Raw genomic sequence first — 15,584 nt, 5'->3', positions numbered from 1 at the left:
AAATCAGAAGGCTGTGACACCAGTTTTTAAAGCGCTTTGGAAAAGGAAGACGCGGTGACCGCCCGAAAAGCGATCAATCTCAAAATGCTCTCGGAAACGCTTGGACTGTCGCAGACGACTGTTTCACGGGCGCTGAATGGCTTTCCTGAGGTGGCAGAGAAAACGCGTGCGAGAGTGGTGGAAGCAGCCGAACGGTTGAATTATCGACCGAGCCCAAGCGCGGCGAGCCTTGCAACTGGCAAGTCGCGCATGATCGGGCATGTGGTGAGCTTGTCCGAGCATATCATGATCAACCCGCATTTTGCCGATTTCATCGCCGGGGCAGGCGAGATCTACGGCGAGAATGGATATGACATCCTTCTGCGGCTCGCGTCGCTCGAAGAGCAGGAGCGCATCTATCGGGATCTGGTGGATGATCAGCGCGTGGACGGGGTGGTGGTTCATGGCCCGCTGACAGGGGACAGCCGCATTGGCATCCTCAACGCACTCGGGGTTCCCTTCGTCGTTCATGGGCGGAGCGACGAGGAAGGGGCGGATTACTGCTGGATGGATGTGAACAACCGTCGGGCATTTCATCGCGCCACCAAGTTCCTGCTCGACCTGGGGCATCAAAGAATTGCGCTCATCAACGGTCTGGAGACCATGAACTTCGCAGACCGCCGGCGACAGGGTTACGAATCCGCGCTGGAGGAGGCCGGCATCGCGCTGGATGCTCGGCTGTTGCACAGCTCCGACATGGTGGAACCCTATGGGTACCACGCGACGCGGACATTGATGGATCTCCCGGAGCCTCCGACCGCCATTGTCGTGGCAAGTGTCCTGCCGGCCATGGGCGTGACACGGGCACTGGCAGATCTTGGTTTGCGAGCAGGCGCGGACGTGTCAGTCATCGCCTTCGACGATTGCCTGTCGTTTCTGCAGTCCGGCTCCAAATCGGGATTTGGAGGCAGGGTGCCGGACATTCCGTATTTCACTGCAGTGCGCTCCTCCATCCGCGAGGCCGGTAAGCGTGTGGCGCAGATGCTACTTGAACGTATCGACAAGCCGCATGGCCCTCTTCAAAGCGAGTTGTGGGAGGCCGATTTCGTCATAGGTCAGACCACTGCTCCCCCTAGGCAGCGCTGATTCTGACTCGTCATCCAAGGTCAAACCGGGAGGCCATCATGTCCGCCACCGACACGGAAGTCAGGGAGCTCGAATTATCTCGTGCGGACTTTCCGGACGATTTCATCTTTGGAACGGCCACTTCCGGCCATCAGATCGAGGGCAGTCGGTTTGGTGGCTGTGGAGTGTCGCACTGGGATACGTTCGCGGCCACGCCCGGAAACACCGTGCGCGGGGAAAGTGGGGCGACGGCCTGCGATCACTATCACAGATGGGAACGTGATCTCGATCTAGTGCGTGATGCGGGGTTCGATTGCTACCGCTTCTCTACTTCCTGGTCGCGTGTCTTGCCGGAGGGGCGCGGCGCGACAAACGCCGAAGGGCTCGACTTCTATGACCGTCTCGTCGACGGCATGCTCGAGCGGGGCCTGAAGCCATTCGCCACACTCTATCATTGGGACCTGCCGGTGCCGCTGGCGGATCTCGGAGGTTGGCGCAACCGGGATGTGGCAGCCTGGTTTGCCGATTACGCCGATGTGGTGATGAAGCGGATTGGCGACCGGGTGGCCACGGCTGCCACGATCAATGAACCCTGGTGTGTGGCTTGGCTCAGCCATTTCATGGGCGAGCATGCTCCGGGATTGCGCGACATTCGTGCGGCTGCGCGCGCCATGCATCATGTGCTTCTGGCGCACGGCCGCGCCACACAGGCGATGCGCGCATTGGGCATGAACAATCTGGGTCTGGTCGCCAATTTCGAGTATTCGGCGCCTGCGGACGATAGTCCGCAGGCGCGAAAGGCAGCGCGCCTCTACGATGGCATATACAATCGCTGGTTCCTGGGTGGTGTGTTCCACAAAGCCTATCCTGAAGACGTGCTTGAGGGGCTTGGGCCTCATATGCCGGAGGGTTACGAAAAGGATTTCGATATCATAGGCACACCCGTCGACTGGCTTGGGATCAATTACTATACCCGCAAGCTGATTGCCGCGGACGGGTCAGACCAGTTCCCCGCATTGAAGGAGGTGGAGGGGCCATTGCCCAAAACGCAGATGGGTTGGGAAATCTACCCTGATGGCCTGCATCATTTCATGACTTGGGTGCACGAGACCTATACCAAAGGGCTGCCGATCTTTGTCACGGAGAACGGCATGGCTTCGCCCGACGAGGTGATGAACGGGCGTGTGGATGACGCCGCGCGCATCGATTACCTCAACCGACATCTCGCTGCTGTGCGCAAGGCCTTGAGAGCGGGCGTCCCGCTGAAGGGCTACATCGTTTGGTCGCTTCTCGACAATTATGAATGGGCCCTCGGTTACGAGAAGCGCTTTGGTCTCGTACACGTCGATTTCGAAACACTGGAGCGCACGCCCAAGGCATCATGGCATGCGCTTGGGCGTGCGTTGAGACGTTGAGCCGAAGCCTAGACCGAACGGGTGGCGCCGCCGTCGATCCGTATCTTTGAGCCGGTGATATAGGAGGCGCGCTCGGAGGCGAGGAAAACCGCCATGTTGGCGAACTCCTCCGGATCGCCGTACCGCCCCATTGGGATGATCTCCGCCGCAGCCGCGGAAACCTCCTCCAAGGGCTTGCCGGAGCGATTGGCTGCCGCCGTATCAAGCTCGACGACGCGCTGGGTGTGAATGCGTCCGGGCATCAGGATGTTGACCGTAACGCCGTCGCGCGCGACTTCCGTGGCCAGTGTTTTCGACCAACCGACGATAGCCGAGCGAATGCCGTTGGACAACGCCAGAACCGGAATTGGCTGCTCCACACCAGATGAAGTGACGGTCAGGATACGCCCCCAATTGCGCTCGCGCATTGTTGGCAGGAGGCGCCCGGTCAGATGAAAGATATTGGCGGCCATCGTCTCGAAATTCGAAATCCAGTCTCCGCGTTTTGCCTCCACAGCCGTAGAGGGCGGGGGGCCGCCTGTGTTGTTCACAAGAATGTCGACGCCCCCTTCGGCCAGAAGCTTGTCGGCCAAATCGTCGATCGCGGCATGGTCTGAGAGATCCAGCTCATAGGGTTGTACGGAGCCCGCGCCTGCCGGCAACTCCTTCACCCAAGCCCCGATTTTGTCCTTGCTGCGTGCGGCGGCGATTACGTTCGCGCCTTCATTCGCCAGCCCCTGGGCGATGGCAGCACCGAGGCCGCGGCTTGCGCCGAGCACGAGGGCGCGCTTGTTTTTCAGTCCTAGATCCATCGGCAAATTTCCCGGATTGATGCACCGCCAACAGCCTTTTATCCAATTCGGCCATGACGGCTTGTGGTGGGTTTGCTCACCTTAGGCGAGACGGTGCGATTGGGCACGATTCAGAACAGGATTGCAAGTCTTGAGGGGAAGCTGTACAGCGATCCGCCGCTTCGTGCTGTGCCTTCAAATCTTGGTAACGGTCAGTCTTCGAATGTTATGTCCAGTGCCGAAACAAAACCGCAATTAATGCGTTGAAAGCGCGTGGTTTGTGCCGCGGCTTCACCCTAAGTTTTCTTGCATACGAGCTCCATATATGGACCGACGATCCTTCCTTGTTTCCTGCCTGTCAGCGTCGCTGTTGGGTACGTCCAGCCTGACGGCTCTTGCAACCCAGACGCGCGCCGAGAATCCTGCGCCGCAAGGCGTTGATGAGAAAGGAAAGGCACAGGCCTTTTCCTTTGAAGCTCTCACGGAGGCGATGAAGAGCAAAGCTTCCGAGCCATTCTCAAAGGCTGAGTTCAAGTTGCCGGAGCAGATAGCCAGCTTGACCTATGATGAGCATCGGGCGATTCGCTTCCGGCCCGATCACGCCCTGTGGCAGGGGGAGGCCCCATTCGAGCTTCAGGCCTTCCATATGGGCTGGTTGTTCAAGGAGCCTGTTCGCCTGTACGCGGTGGAGGGGGATAAGGCCGAGCCGATCCTCTTCACCGGTCGTGATTTCGAGTATCGCAAGCCGCTCGATCCGGCCCTTTTCGAAGATCTCGTGATGGAGGGTGAGGCCGGATTCCGGCTTCACTACCCTCTCAACGCTCCTGATGTGATGGATGAGTTGGTCTCATTCCTCGGTGCAAGCTATTTTCGTGCGCTGGGGCGGGACACGCTTTATGGGCTGTCGGCGCGTGGTCTAGCCATCGATACAGCTACCGCCAATGGGGAAGAGTTCCCCCGTTTCACCGATTTCTATATCGAGAAGCCAAATCGGCGCAGCAAGGAAGTGGTGGTCTATGCGGCGCTCGACAGCGAAAGTGTGACCGGCGCCTATCGCTTCGTCATAACGCCTGGGCGAAACACCGTCATGACGGTGACCGCACGCCTCTTCGCCCGCAAGGATATTGGTCGCCTCGGCGTTGCGCCAATGACATCCATGTTCCTCTTTGCTGAGAACAATGACAGCGCTTTCGATGACTATCGCGGGCAGGTGCATGACAGCGATGGTCTGAAGATCGTTCGCAAGGACGGTGACGAGCTGTGGCGCAATTTGAACAATCCCTCCCAGCTCGCAACATCCTTCTTTTCCGAAGACAGCCCGCAGGCTTTCGGGCTGTATCAGCGCGATCGTGATTTCGCGCATTTCCAGGATGCCGGCGCTCACTACGAACGCAGGCCGTCACTGCTTGTTGAGCCGCTCGAGGCCTGGGGGCGTGGCAACATTACTCTGGTGGAGATCCCCACCGACTTGGAAGTCAATGACAACATTGTCGCGTTCTGGGTCCCTGAAAGAGACGTCAAGGCCGGCGATGCCCTGGAATTCAACTATCGCTTGACCTGGGGCGCTATCGACGAACCGACCAACCGGTTCGCCAGAGTTATGGCGCTTCGCAGCGGAGAGGGAGGTGTTTCGGGCGTCAAGAACGAGGACGGGTTGCGCAAGTTCGTCGTGGATTTTGATGGCGAAGTCCTGCGGAACCTTCCCGGCGATTCAAACATTGAAGCAGTTGTAAACGTCAGCCGGGGCGAGATTGCCCATTCGGCGGTTTCCCGCATCGAGAGCAACGGCATGTGGCGTCTGGTGATTGACCTGAAGCCGAACGGTGAGGGTCCTGTCGAAATGAGCGGGCATCTCAAGCTCGACGACAAACGCCTTTCCGAAATCTGGAGTTATCAGTGGAGAGAAACAGATGATGCACGTTCGTGAGACGGATAGCCAGCCGATGACGCCTCTCCGTCACACTCTGCCGGTGGCGCCCATGGCGATGCCCGAGCAGGTGCTTGAACGCCGGCGCGCTCGTCCGGCGCTTTTCTCCATTCTGCTCAAACGATTGGCGTGGAAGTGAAGCCGGGTACGTATGTGACTGCCGAAAGGGGCGGTCATTGAACGCCGCGAGAGTGTGATGGTCAGCGTAAGACGCGTTTTGTCGATCCTTTTCTGCCTGCTTATGGCGGGGCTCGTCGCTTCGCTTGCGGTCGGCTATTTTTCCGCCGATGGCATTCAATGGATCGACGCCATCCGTATTGTTCTTCTAGCCGCCAGCACAGCCTGGCTGGCCTGGGGCGCGGCTTACGCATTCAACGGCCTGTTGACCTCTCCCTTTTCAGAAAAGCACGAGCCTTTCGAACTGGCGCCGACAGAGGCGCGCACGGCGGTTCTGGTTCCCGTATACAACGAGGATCCGGTCAAAACCTTTTCCCATGTGGCCGCGATGATCGGCAGCCTCCACACGCTGGGTGCCGCCGGTCGATTTGATTTCGCGATCTTATCGGACACAAACGATGATCGCGTTGCGGCTGAGGAGGAGCGCTGGTTCCAGCGTCTGCAGGTGGAGAGTGGGGCGCAAACGGCGATCTATTACCGCCGTCGCGAGAAAAATACCGGCAAGAAGGCCGGGAATATCGCCGACTTTATCCGAACGTCCGGTGCATTGTACGACTATATGATCGTTCTCGATGCGGACAGTCTGATGGAAGGCTCGACCATGGCCGAGATGGTGCGGCGCATGGATTGCGAACCCAGGCTGGGGTTGCTTCAAACCCTGCCCAAGATCGTTCACGCACGATCTTTTTTCGGACGTGCGATGCAATTTTCCACCAGCTATTATTCTCCGATCTATACACGCGGCCTTGCATCCCTGCAGGGTGAGGCGGGTCCCTTTTGGGGCCACAATGCCATTATCCGTACGCGCGCGTTTGCTCAAAGCTGCGGGCTGCCGGAATTGTCCGGAACCCCGCCTTTCGGCGGGCACATTCTTAGCCATGACTATGTGGAAGCCGCGCTTCTGAGCCGCAATGGGTGGATCGTTCGCGTCGATCCGGATCTTTCCGGTTCCTATGAAGAGGGCCCCGACAATGTGGTGGACTTTGCAAAGCGCGACCGTCGCTGGTGCCAGGGCAATCTTCAACACGCTCGGGTGATGGTGGCTCCCGGCCTGAAGCCGTGGAGCCGGTTCGTCTTTGTCCAGAACATCATGGCCTATGTAGCATCGCCTCTTTGGGCACTCTTCATCATGGCCTCAATCGCTGCGCCGGTGTTGAAGGGTGTGCCGGACTATTTTCCTGAACCGGGACTGTTCCCGGTTTTTCCGCGGGTTGAACAGGGACTCGCGCTTACCCTGCTGGTCGGGGTTTTCGGCCTCTTGATTGGACCGAAACTTCTCATTGTCCTGCGTGGCGCTTTGAGCGGTGTGAATGAGCGGTTTGGCGGCACCGGGCGGGCTTTGCTCAACACGTTGACGGAAATACTATCGACGAGCCTGCTTGCGCCGATCATGTTGATGTATCAGTGCCGTGCGGTGGTGGAAGTGTTTCTCGGTCTCGATGGTGGATGGCCCGCCACCGATCGGGAAGCCGGCTCCGTCAGCCTGCCTGAAGCGTGGGCTGCAAGCTGGTGGATCAGTGCCACAGGTCTCGTGACCCTGGGGCTCGCTTTCCAGTTCGCCCCCGAATATGTGGGTTGGCTCCTTCTGGTGGCCGGACCGCAGGTTTGTGCCCCGTTTCTCATCCATGTCAGTTCGTGGAGTGCGATCGAGCCTGGGGAAGCAGGGCTGTTTCAGACATCGGACGATCGCGAGCCTTCGCCGGTGGTTCTGCGTCAGGAAGCCATCCTTTCGTATTGGCGAGGCGCTGCAGAGCCGGCGCCCGCAAACCCGCCGGTGGCAGAACCGGCGCTTGAGCCCGCTGACGCGGAGCAGTGAGGCTGCCCTATGAACGCTCCTTTCATCCCCTCAAGCGTTGGCCGTGACCAGCGCTTGGACGTGTTCCGTGGTCTCGCTTTGATCACGATCTTCATCAATCACGTCCCGGGAAATCTCTACGAGACGCTAACATCGCGCAATTTTGGCTTTTCCGACGCAGCCGAGGCTTTTGTACTCATGTCCGGTATTGCCGTGGGGCTTGCCTATTCGCGCGGCTTTCGCGAAAGAGCATTCTTTGCAACGTGCATGAAGGTTTGGCGCCGTGCCGGGCTGCTCTACGTCACGCATATCGTATCGTCGGTTCTGGCCATTGCGCTGGTTGCTGGCGGCGCGCTGTATTTCGGCGTCTTCGAGATGCTTGGTCGCATTAATTTCGGTCCGCTTCTGACGAAGCCGTTACAGACCATGGTTGGCGTGCCACTCCTTGGCCACCAGCTTGGCTACTTCAACATCCTGCCGCTCTACGCCATGTTGCTGCTTATCTCGCCGCTATACATCATGATTGGTCTGCGCAGCCCGCTGGCGCTGATCGGAGTGGCCGTTGTTGTCTGGTTGCTTGCCGGCACCTTCCGGCTAAACCTGCCGAACTACCCGAATCCGGGGGGGTGGTTCTTCAATCCGATAGCCTGGCAACTGATTTACGCCGTTGGAATTGCCGGCGGCCTCTGCATGCTCGAGGGACGAAAGCTTGTACCGTATCGCGCGTGGCTTTTCTGGTTGTGCGCCGCATTTCTGGCATTCTCCTGCGTTTGGGTGTTGCTGAAGGCGGGTGCGCTGCCAGGACGCGAGGTCTTGCCATTCTTCATTGCGGGTTTTGACAAGACCTTCGTGGCGCTGCCGCGGCTTCTCCACGCACTTGCGCTTGCTTATGTCCTGACCAACGTCGCCTGGGTTATCAAGGCCTTTCAATGGTCGGTTTTTCGCCCTATCGAGCTGATGGGGAGGAACGGGCTTGCCGTTTTCGCCTCAGGATCTGTCCTGGCGATTGTGTTGCAGATCGTGCGTTTGCGCTTTGAAACCAATTTCGCTTCCGACACAGTCTTGCTGGCTGTCGGGATTGCCCTGCAATACGCGGTCGCTCTGTTCCTTTCCAGGCAGAAGGCGGAACGAAAGGAAGCGCGGCGAGCAGCCGAGCGCAAATTCATGCCTAGCCCGCCTGAGAAAGAGCGTCTGCGCGAGAGTGCTTGATTGAAGGCAGGTGGAGTCCGGGCCGGGGGAGTGCCCCGGCGCCGGATGTGCTTGATCCGTCCTGTTTCTAAACTGCGGGCGGAATGTTCTGATTGAGCCGGAAGATATTGTCCGGATCATATCGGTGTTTGATCTGCCGCAGGCGGTTCCAGGTGGCCTCCGGATACGCATGGCGAATGCGCTGAGCGCCCTCGTCCGCGAGGAAATTCACATACGCGCCGAGAGCGTTGTCGCCCAGTTCCTTCAGGCACCGGGAGACCCACTCTTCATTTCGCGCCAGTGTCTCTGGACTATCGATAGCCAAAAACACCGTCATGATCTTTCTTTGCCGATGCGCGAAGGCGGTGGCTTCCGGCGCGATGCGGGCCGCCGCCCCACCCATCACCCTGACCTGGATCATGCGCAAAGGGGCTTCGCTGTCTTCAATCAGCTCAAGCATATTCTCCGCTTGTGCTGTTGTAACCTTGTCCATGAAGGTGGTGCGGATGGAAACCGATTGATGGAGCATCGGGTCGTCCGGCATGTACATGGAGCTGTAGGGGGCCGGCCCCACAAGGTCTGCTATAGGTTTCGCCAGCGCTCTGAAGGGAGCAAGCGCCTTCTCGGCCTGATCGGTCGGTCCCGCGAACGCCATCATCCCCATGAGAACCGTTTTTCCAACTATTTCGGGCGGCAAAAAAGGCATGGGAGGTGCCGGCATTACCATCGCGATGGTTGAGAGTTCATCAGGGGCCGCCTCCGCTGCTGCTACGAAGCCGGTCAGTGTTTCGGGCGTTACAGGGAGAATAAGCGGTCCGCCTGTGAACGCCGGAAGCGGATTTAGCCGGTATTTGAAGCGTGTCACGACACCGAAATTGCCGCCGCCGCCTCTGAGGGCCCAGAACAGGTCTGGATGATTGTCGGCGTCCGCAATCAGGACTTCGCCGGCCGCTGTAACCACCTCGAAGGCCAGAACGGAATCGATGGTCAAACCGTGCTTGCGAACCATGTATCCGATGCCGCCACCGAGCGTGAGCCCACCAATGCCGACTGTGGCCGCGTCGCCAAAACCGATGATGAGCTTGCGCTGTTCGACCTCGGCCGTGACTTCGCCAGCCGTGAGCCCCGCGCCAGCCCAGGCCCAGCTTTGATCCTGCGCGAATTCTAGCGCGTTCAGGTCGCGTAGATCGATTACGATGCCTCCGGGGCAGGAGCCATGGCCGCATGTGGAATGGCCTCCACTTCGAACGGCAATTTCGACGCCTTCTTTCTGCGCAAAGAGCAATGTGAGTGCGACATCGCGCGCGTCTGCCACTCGGATGATGAGCGCAGGTCGGTGATCCCAGTTGTTGTTAGCGAGTGTCCGAGCCTCCTCGTACTCGGCATCGGAAGGGCTGATGGGCTTGCCCTTGATCTCTGTCAGAAGCGGTTTCAGGCGCAGCCCTGTCGCATCTGACAGGTCCGTGTCTGGACGAATAACATAATTCATCTTGCGTATCCTGGTTGCACTGTTTCGCTGTCCCCCACGCGCTTGGCGAACCATCAATTGGCCGCCACAGCGCGCACAACAGCTCGGATCCAGCGCTTCGACATTTGGGGGCTTCCACCAGGTGAGGGGTCAGACCCGTACCCAGATCGGCGCCTCCCTGTGCCAGATTATAGCACCTGTCTTCCCGCTTGATCCTCGCGGCTTCTTCGGGGTGATCACTGCCGCCGTTGCGATGAACGCGGTAGCGAATGGCCAGTCGAATAGTTTACCGGGGGTTGCGGTGCCTGCTAAATCTAGCTGCAAGAGATCATAAAAAAATGCTAAATGGCTTTTATGCGCGTCGGGATAGGCCTGCATCCCTCACGCGGTTCAGGGAAAGCGAAACCAGACATGCCGCGCGCACAGCGCCCTCATTCTCCTGAAGCCGAGTTGGCGGCGCACAGCGCCTGCACGGGTGATCTCGGCATTGACACCATTCTGTCGGCAGAACTTTCGGAGTTCTGCGAGAGTGGTGTCAGTGTGATCATTGCTGTCGGCGGTAGAGGGAATGTTCCACTGAGTGGTCAGGGCTGCGCGTGCCGTGTTCTCGAGGGCGGGCGCATGCGCATTCTGTTGCTGCGCAGAAGCAATCAAGCGATTCTTGCGGCAGCAGATCAGGGTGCACCGGTGGCTGTTACTTTCAGCCAGCCCCATACCCATCGATCCATCCAGATCAAAGGGGTGGACGTCATCACGGGCGAATGTTCCCCGAGTGACAGGCAGGCCGCAGTGGAGCAACTGGCAGGGCTCGAGCAGGAACTTCGCGATGTGGATTATGCCCGCAGGTTCACTGAAGCGTATTGTGCAGTCGACGTGGATGATCTCGTGGCGCTCGATTTCTATCCGGTCGCCGCTTTTGTGCAGACCCCGGGACCGGGGGCTGGGGCTGAATTGCGCAAATGACCACAACCTGGCTCCCCGAGATACGCAATGCGCTTGAAGGCATCGTCCCTTCGATCCTAGCCACGGCTGATGTTGACGGCATCCCCAACGTGTCTCTGATCTCGCATGTGCAGTATGTCGATCCTGACCACGTTGCACTGTCCTATCAGTTCTTCAACAAGACCCGCCGCAATCTGCTCGCGACCAGGCTGGCCTCCGTAACGGTGGTCGATTCGGACACGAATGCCCAATACCGCCTCACCCTCGAATATCTGGAAACACAGACCAGCGGTCCACTGTTTGAGATCATGCGTGCCAAGCTTGCAGGTATCGCCTCGCACAGCGGTATGCAGGATGTTTTCCGCCTGCTCGGCTCCGACATTTTTCGTGTGCGTGAGATCGAGCCGGTCGCGAGCGAGGTGATCGCCCGGCCCATGAAACGCAATGCGCTGGCGGCCGCGCGCCGCAGCAGCGAGCAATTCTTGCGCGCCTCCGATATGGGGGAGCTGTTCGATACGCTGCTTGCCTGTCTGCAGCAGCATTTCGGGATCGAGCACGCCATGGTGTTGATGCTCGACCAAGTTTCCAGCCGGCTATACACGGTGAGTTCGCGCGGTTACCCCTTCTCCGGCATCGGTTCCGAAATTGGCCTCGGGGACGGGGTGATCGGGGTGGCAGCCGCTCAGCGCGTTCCGATACGCATTGGCCACATGACGTCGCAATATACCTATCGCGCCGCCGTCCTCGACAGTGCGAGGGCAGCCGGACTGGAGTGGACTTGTGCCAATGCCATCGCTTTCCCGGGCCTCGAGGCACCTCAGAGTCAGATCGCAGTTCCCATCTTGTGTGAAGACCAGACGATGGGTGTGCTGTTTGCAGAGAGCACAGAGCCCAACCAGTTTGGCTATGATGAAGAGGATGCGTTGACCCTGATTGCGGAACTTGTGTCTGCGCGTGTTGCCCTATTGCAGAAAGAAGAGACTGCCGAGCGCGCTCATTCAGTTCTTCCCGGAACTGGTGCCGCTGGCAAGGCCATTCGGTTGAGGCATTACAGGGTCGACAATTCCATTTTTGTCGACGACGTCTACATTATTCGTGGCGTGGCGGGTGCGATCTTCTGGAAGCTTGCACGGGAACATGCGCAGAGTGGGCGTGTCGCGTTCACCAATAGGGAACTCCGTCTCGATCCAGCGCTGAGATTGCCGGACTACATCGACAATCTGGAGGCGCGGCTCTTGTTGCTTCAACGACGATTGAGCGAGCGCGAGGTAGGTATCGTCATCGATAAATGTGGTCGTGGACGCTTTCGGTTTCTGGTGGAGGGCAAACTTTCTCTGGAGGAGACCTGAGAAGGAACTGACCTGCTCCACCAAAATTCGGCCAACACGAAAGGGCTGAAATGCTTTGCTGTTTTGACATCGGCGGATCCAAGACCGTTGTTGCCGATATGGGCGATGACGAAATGCCTGTCATTCGACGCAGGCAAATTACACCAGCTGACGATTATGCAGCGTTTCTTGAAACAGTGAAGGCGATGGCGGGAGAGGGCAGGACCCCCGTCGGCATCTCGATCGCCGCGGTGATCAATCCGCATACTGGCTTGGCGCGCAGTGCCAATATTCCCTGCATTACGGGCCGGAATATCGCCAGGGACCTCGGTGAAGGGCTCGGTCGTCCGGTTTTTGTCATGAACGATGCAAATGCATTCGCGTTCGCCGAGGCCAAGGCGGGGGTCGGTGTCGGGCATCGGCATGTTCTGGCGGTGATAATTGGAACCGGAATCGGCGGTGCGGTTGTCATCGACGGGAAAGTGATGAGCGGTGCCACGGGCAATGCTGGAGAGTGGGGGCATGGGCCGGCAAGTGCGATGCGCACCGGAACGCCTCTGCCTGCCATCGAATGCGGGTGCGGGCAGAGGGGATGTGTCGATACGCTGGGTGCTGCGCGCGGCATCGAGCGGCTGCATGAGCACCTTCATGGCCTCGAGATCGACAGTTTCGAGATTCTGGCCCAATGGCATGGTGGAGGAGAGCAGGCGACACGCACGGTTGACGTGTTTTTGGACATTGTTGGCGGGGCACTGGCCAACACGGTGAACATGGTCGACCCTTCCATCGTGCCGGTCAGTGGCGGTTTGGCACAGGATGGGCCGCTCATGGAAGCGCTCGACTTGGAGGTGCGTCAGCGCTGCCTCATAGAGCGAAGTGAGCGGTTGCTTATCCCGGTACGGGGAGGCGTCGAGAGCGCGCTGATTGGTGCTGCGATCTTTGCAAGGGAGGCTTACCATGCAGGCAACTCTTGAGGTCTGTGTTGACACAGTCGATGGAGTGGAAGCGTGTGTCGAGGGTGGGGCCGACCGTATCGAACTGTGCTCGGCGCTGCCGCTTGGCGGGCTCACACCCTCTCATGGCTTGATGCGGGCGGCAGCCAAATGCGGTGTGCCTGCCTACGCGATGATCCGGCCACGCCAGGGCGATTTCTGCTTCAACATGCGGGAGGTCGCTCTTATGCACGATGATATCTTGGCCGCTCGGGAGGCTGGGCTTGCAGGCGTTGTGCTTGGAGCGGCGACCGTCGAGGGTGTGCTCGACGAGAAGGCTCTTGAAATATTGAGCGAAGCAAGTGTCGGCATGGGGCGCACGTTGCACCGTGTCATCGACACGGTGGAGGATCGGCTGGAGGCGATTAATCTTGCTGTTGCGTTCGGTTTTGAAAGAATTTTGACATCCGGCGGGGCTCCGACTGTTCGGGAGGGGCAGAATGCGCTCGCTGCCATGCGGGTCCACGCAGGCGATCGCATCGAGATCATGGCAGGTTCAGGTCTAACGGCGGAAAATCTGGGCGAGATTGCCCGCTCGACTCACCTTCGCTCGTTCCATGCGTCCTGCAGCGTGCCGGTCGAGCTCGATCACAAGATCTCCGGCTTCGGTTTTTCCTCGAAAGCGGAGCGGCAAACGTCCGCGCAGAGAATTCGCGATATGAAAGGCGTTCTGAAAGATCTTGAACTCGCCGAACGGTCGAGAAAATAAGGCCTCGTGGTGGTCGAACTAATTGCCGTCCGTGTCCTGCCAATCCTTTGGCAGATTAGGCTCCTGAACGAGTGGTGCCAATAGAACCTTGCCATAGATCGGGCCATGGCGTTTGCGCTGTTCGGGGTCTTCCTTGAAGGAAAGCGCATACTGGCCGATCTGGTGGAAATAGGTGAGGCGGGCCCGCACGAGGCTTTCTTCTGGTCCATATCCCATGGCGCGAAAAGCGCGCTGCAGCAGCGTGATGCGCAGGTCGTCCATCTCCGCCACTTCGCGTCCCAGCGACCTTGAGGTGCGCGACCAGTCGCGCACGGCAAGGTCCAGCAACGGGCTGAATGGCTTTTCGTCCACCCAGATATGGACGATCTGCGTGAAGAATTGCAGGCCGTCAATGTCCGTGACATGGCGTTTGGCCTCGAACGGGGCGCAATTGGCGCGGCGCCATTCGTTCAAGAGCTCGTCGTGGAGATCCTTCAGGCTGGAAAAGTGAAAATAGAAGCTTCCGCGCGTGACCTTGAAGTGGCGCGCGAGCCGGTCGATCTTGACTTCGGCAATGCCGCGCTTTTCCAAAACCTTGCGCGCAGCCTTGACCCACGCCTCCCGGCTCAGCGTCTGGCGTGGGGAGGGCTTTCGGTCCGAGGCGGGTTTTGCATTTGTCTTTCGTGCCAACGCTGTCTCCACTTCGGATGGGTTGCCGGCTCCGGGTCCGGCAGAACCCAAGTATGGACCATAGCGACCCGGCTTCCGCTAGCAGAAGTTGAGCGCGCGGTCATCCCATGCCTTATGGGAGAGCGCTGATGCGCTCGAGCATCAGTTCAAAGAACGGAGCCGGTTCTATTCGCCGCAATACATTGACATTCTTCTCTTTCCCGGTGACGTGCCACCAGTCGACGACGGTCATGCCTATCGTCTCGGATGATGAAATGTCGACGGTCACGTAACAACGCCGCTGTTCGTAAATCTCTGGGGAAAGCAAATAGCCGGTGACGCAGGCATCGTGAATCGGACGCGCCTTGGTGGGAAATTTGTGGTCGCCATACTGGCAGTAAAAATCAGCCATGTTGGCAGCTTCGAGGGCCGCGCGGCTACCCGTCGCGCGGAGTGTCTGGAGCCATTCCGGTGTCATCTGCGCGGTGTAGGTGCAGTCAATCGGCGCCATGGTGACCGGCACGCCCGAATGGAAGACTTTGTGGGCCGCATGTGGATCCACGAAAATGTTGAACTCGGCGGTCGGAGTGGCATTGCCGCCTTCGAAAAAACCACCTCCCATCAACACCACCTCGCGAATGCGCGGAATGATGCGCGGCTCCATGGTCATGGCCATGGCGAGGTTGGTCATCGGTCCAAGCGTGCAGACGGTGATCTCGCCTTCTGCAGCCTCCATGATGGTGCGCGCGAGCCAGTTGACCGCATGTTCGCTTCCCGCCGTGGTGACAGGTTCGGGCAGTTCGGCGCCGTCCAGGCCGGTCTCGCCATGCACATATTCCGCCGTCATCAGCTTTTTCACCATGGGGGCCGGGCAACCGGCGAAGACCGGGACATCGGGACGCCCCGCCAACTCCACCACCTTGAGCGCGTTCCTGGTGGTGAGCGAAAGGGGGACATTGCCGCCAACAGTTGTGATGCCGACCACTTCAAGCTCCTGAGGCGAGCCCAGAGCGAACAGGATCGCAAATGCATCGTCCTGTCCCGGGTCTGTATCGATGATGATTTTCCGTGGCGCCATGCTGGTTGTCCAATTCCGTCTGCTTCGGCTATTGCCGACCACA

At 59.0% G+C, this 15,584-nt stretch carries 14 protein-coding genes; 10 read left to right on the top strand and 4 right to left on the bottom strand.

Features of this window, described 5'->3' with window-relative positions; genetic code table 11:
• The first annotated feature begins 54 nt into the window (after nt 1-54).
• Entirely contained in the window at nt 55-1,125 is a 1,071-nt protein-coding gene (locus KW403_RS03430; RefSeq protein WP_223021360.1) for a LacI family DNA-binding transcriptional regulator, read from the top strand.
• A 38-nt stretch (nt 1,126-1,163) separates the two neighbouring features.
• A complete protein-coding gene (locus KW403_RS03425) occupies nt 1,164-2,519 on the top strand; it encodes a GH1 family beta-glucosidase (RefSeq protein WP_223021359.1) in 1,356 nt (451 codons plus the stop codon).
• 8 nt (nt 2,520-2,527) lie between these two features.
• Here KW403_RS03425 and KW403_RS03420 read toward each other — a convergent pair whose 3' ends face one another.
• Nucleotides 2,528-3,310: an SDR family oxidoreductase gene (locus tag KW403_RS03420; protein ID WP_223021358.1), complete on the bottom strand. Its 783-nt coding sequence runs from the start codon at nt 3,308-3,310 to the stop codon at nt 2,528-2,530.
• 304 nt (nt 3,311-3,614) lie between these two features.
• Here KW403_RS03420 and KW403_RS03415 point away from each other — a divergent pair, with 304 nt between their 5' ends.
• The 4 genes from KW403_RS03415 to KW403_RS03400 are packed head-to-tail and all read left to right on the top strand — an operon-like array spanning nt 3,615 to nt 8,397.
• Nucleotides 3,615-5,216 (top strand): OpgD/OpgG family glucan biosynthesis protein, encoded by a 1,602-nt coding sequence (locus tag KW403_RS03415; protein WP_223021357.1) that lies wholly within the window; start codon nt 3,615-3,617, stop codon nt 5,214-5,216.
• Entirely contained in the window at nt 5,200-5,355 is a 156-nt protein-coding gene (locus KW403_RS03410) for a hypothetical protein (RefSeq protein ID WP_223021356.1), read from the top strand. Before KW403_RS03415 ends, KW403_RS03410 begins: the two co-directional genes overlap by 17 nt.
• Nucleotides 5,356-5,391: 36 nt before the next feature.
• Nucleotides 5,392-7,209: a glucans biosynthesis glucosyltransferase MdoH gene (mdoH, locus tag KW403_RS03405; protein WP_378596816.1), complete on the top strand. Its 1,818-nt coding sequence runs from the start codon at nt 5,392-5,394 to the stop codon at nt 7,207-7,209.
• A gap of 9 nt (nt 7,210-7,218) precedes the next feature.
• Nucleotides 7,219-8,397: an OpgC family protein gene (locus KW403_RS03400; RefSeq protein WP_223021354.1), complete on the top strand. Its 1,179-nt coding sequence runs from the start codon at nt 7,219-7,221 to the stop codon at nt 8,395-8,397.
• 67 nt (nt 8,398-8,464) lie between these two features.
• Here KW403_RS03400 and KW403_RS03395 read toward each other — a convergent pair whose 3' ends face one another.
• A complete protein-coding gene (locus KW403_RS03395) occupies nt 8,465-9,865 on the bottom strand; it encodes an FAD-binding oxidoreductase (protein WP_223021353.1) in 1,401 nt (466 codons plus the stop codon).
• A gap of 390 nt (nt 9,866-10,255) precedes the next feature.
• Here KW403_RS03395 and KW403_RS03390 point away from each other — a divergent pair, with 390 nt between their 5' ends.
• The 4 genes from KW403_RS03390 to KW403_RS03375 are packed head-to-tail and all read left to right on the top strand — an operon-like array spanning nt 10,256 to nt 13,815.
• The gene (locus KW403_RS03390) at nt 10,256-10,807 is read left to right on the top strand and encodes a hypothetical protein (protein ID WP_223021352.1); all 552 of its coding nucleotides are present in this window, start codon (nt 10,256-10,258) and stop codon (nt 10,805-10,807) included.
• Nucleotides 10,804-12,135: a GAF domain-containing protein gene (locus KW403_RS03385; protein WP_223021351.1), complete on the top strand. Its 1,332-nt coding sequence runs from the start codon at nt 10,804-10,806 to the stop codon at nt 12,133-12,135. The genes KW403_RS03390 and KW403_RS03385 overlap by 4 nt, the downstream gene beginning before the upstream one ends.
• A 50-nt stretch (nt 12,136-12,185) precedes the next feature.
• The gene (locus KW403_RS03380) at nt 12,186-13,088 is read left to right on the top strand and encodes an ROK family protein (protein ID WP_223021350.1); all 903 of its coding nucleotides are present in this window, start codon (nt 12,186-12,188) and stop codon (nt 13,086-13,088) included.
• Nucleotides 13,072-13,815, top strand: coding sequence for a copper homeostasis protein CutC (locus KW403_RS03375; protein WP_223021349.1), 744 nt, complete (start codon nt 13,072-13,074; stop codon nt 13,813-13,815). The genes KW403_RS03380 and KW403_RS03375 overlap by 17 nt, the downstream gene beginning before the upstream one ends.
• An 18-nt stretch (nt 13,816-13,833) precedes the next feature.
• On the opposite strand, the gene KW403_RS03370 is transcribed toward KW403_RS03375, so the two are convergent.
• Together KW403_RS03370 and KW403_RS03365 are read right to left on the bottom strand one after the other, a co-directional pair.
• On the bottom strand, nt 13,834-14,484 hold the full coding sequence (locus tag KW403_RS03370) for a TetR/AcrR family transcriptional regulator (RefSeq protein WP_223021348.1): 651 nt from the start codon (nt 14,482-14,484) through the stop codon (nt 13,834-13,836).
• Between the two features lie 112 nt (nt 14,485-14,596).
• Entirely contained in the window at nt 14,597-15,541 is a 945-nt protein-coding gene (locus tag KW403_RS03365) for a nucleoside hydrolase (RefSeq protein WP_223021347.1), read from the bottom strand.
• Nucleotides 15,542-15,584: the final 43 nt, after the last annotated feature.

This window comes from Nitratireductor kimnyeongensis (genome assembly GCF_019891395.1).
GTDB classification, from domain to species: domain Bacteria; phylum Pseudomonadota; class Alphaproteobacteria; order Rhizobiales; family Rhizobiaceae; genus Nitratireductor; species Nitratireductor kimnyeongensis.
This window is presented reverse-complemented; position numbering and strand designations above follow the sequence as displayed.

What these genes read in the sequence shown, in the direction of transcription:
- KW403_RS03425 (WP_223021359.1), top strand. Translation starts at nt 1,164, where the DNA reads ATGTCCGCCACCGACACGGAAGTCAGGGAGCTCGAATTATCTCGTGCG.
- KW403_RS03420 (WP_223021358.1), bottom strand. Translation starts at nt 3,310, where the DNA reads ATGGATCTAGGACTGAAAAACAAGCGCGCCCTCGTGCTCGGCGCAAGC.
- KW403_RS03415 (WP_223021357.1), top strand. Translation starts at nt 3,615, where the DNA reads ATGGACCGACGATCCTTCCTTGTTTCCTGCCTGTCAGCGTCGCTGTTG.
- KW403_RS03410 (WP_223021356.1), top strand. Translation starts at nt 5,200, where the DNA reads ATGATGCACGTTCGTGAGACGGATAGCCAGCCGATGACGCCTCTCCGT.
- KW403_RS03400 (WP_223021354.1), top strand. Translation starts at nt 7,219, where the DNA reads ATGAACGCTCCTTTCATCCCCTCAAGCGTTGGCCGTGACCAGCGCTTG.
- KW403_RS03395 (WP_223021353.1), bottom strand. Translation starts at nt 9,865, where the DNA reads ATGAATTATGTTATTCGTCCAGACACGGACCTGTCAGATGCGACAGGG.
- KW403_RS03390 (WP_223021352.1), top strand. Translation starts at nt 10,256, where the DNA reads ATGCCGCGCGCACAGCGCCCTCATTCTCCTGAAGCCGAGTTGGCGGCG.
- KW403_RS03385 (WP_223021351.1), top strand. Translation starts at nt 10,804, where the DNA reads ATGACCACAACCTGGCTCCCCGAGATACGCAATGCGCTTGAAGGCATC.
- KW403_RS03380 (WP_223021350.1), top strand. Translation starts at nt 12,186, where the DNA reads ATGCTTTGCTGTTTTGACATCGGCGGATCCAAGACCGTTGTTGCCGAT.
- KW403_RS03375 (WP_223021349.1), top strand. Translation starts at nt 13,072, where the DNA reads ATGCAGGCAACTCTTGAGGTCTGTGTTGACACAGTCGATGGAGTGGAA.
- KW403_RS03365 (WP_223021347.1), bottom strand. Translation starts at nt 15,541, where the DNA reads ATGGCGCCACGGAAAATCATCATCGATACAGACCCGGGACAGGACGAT.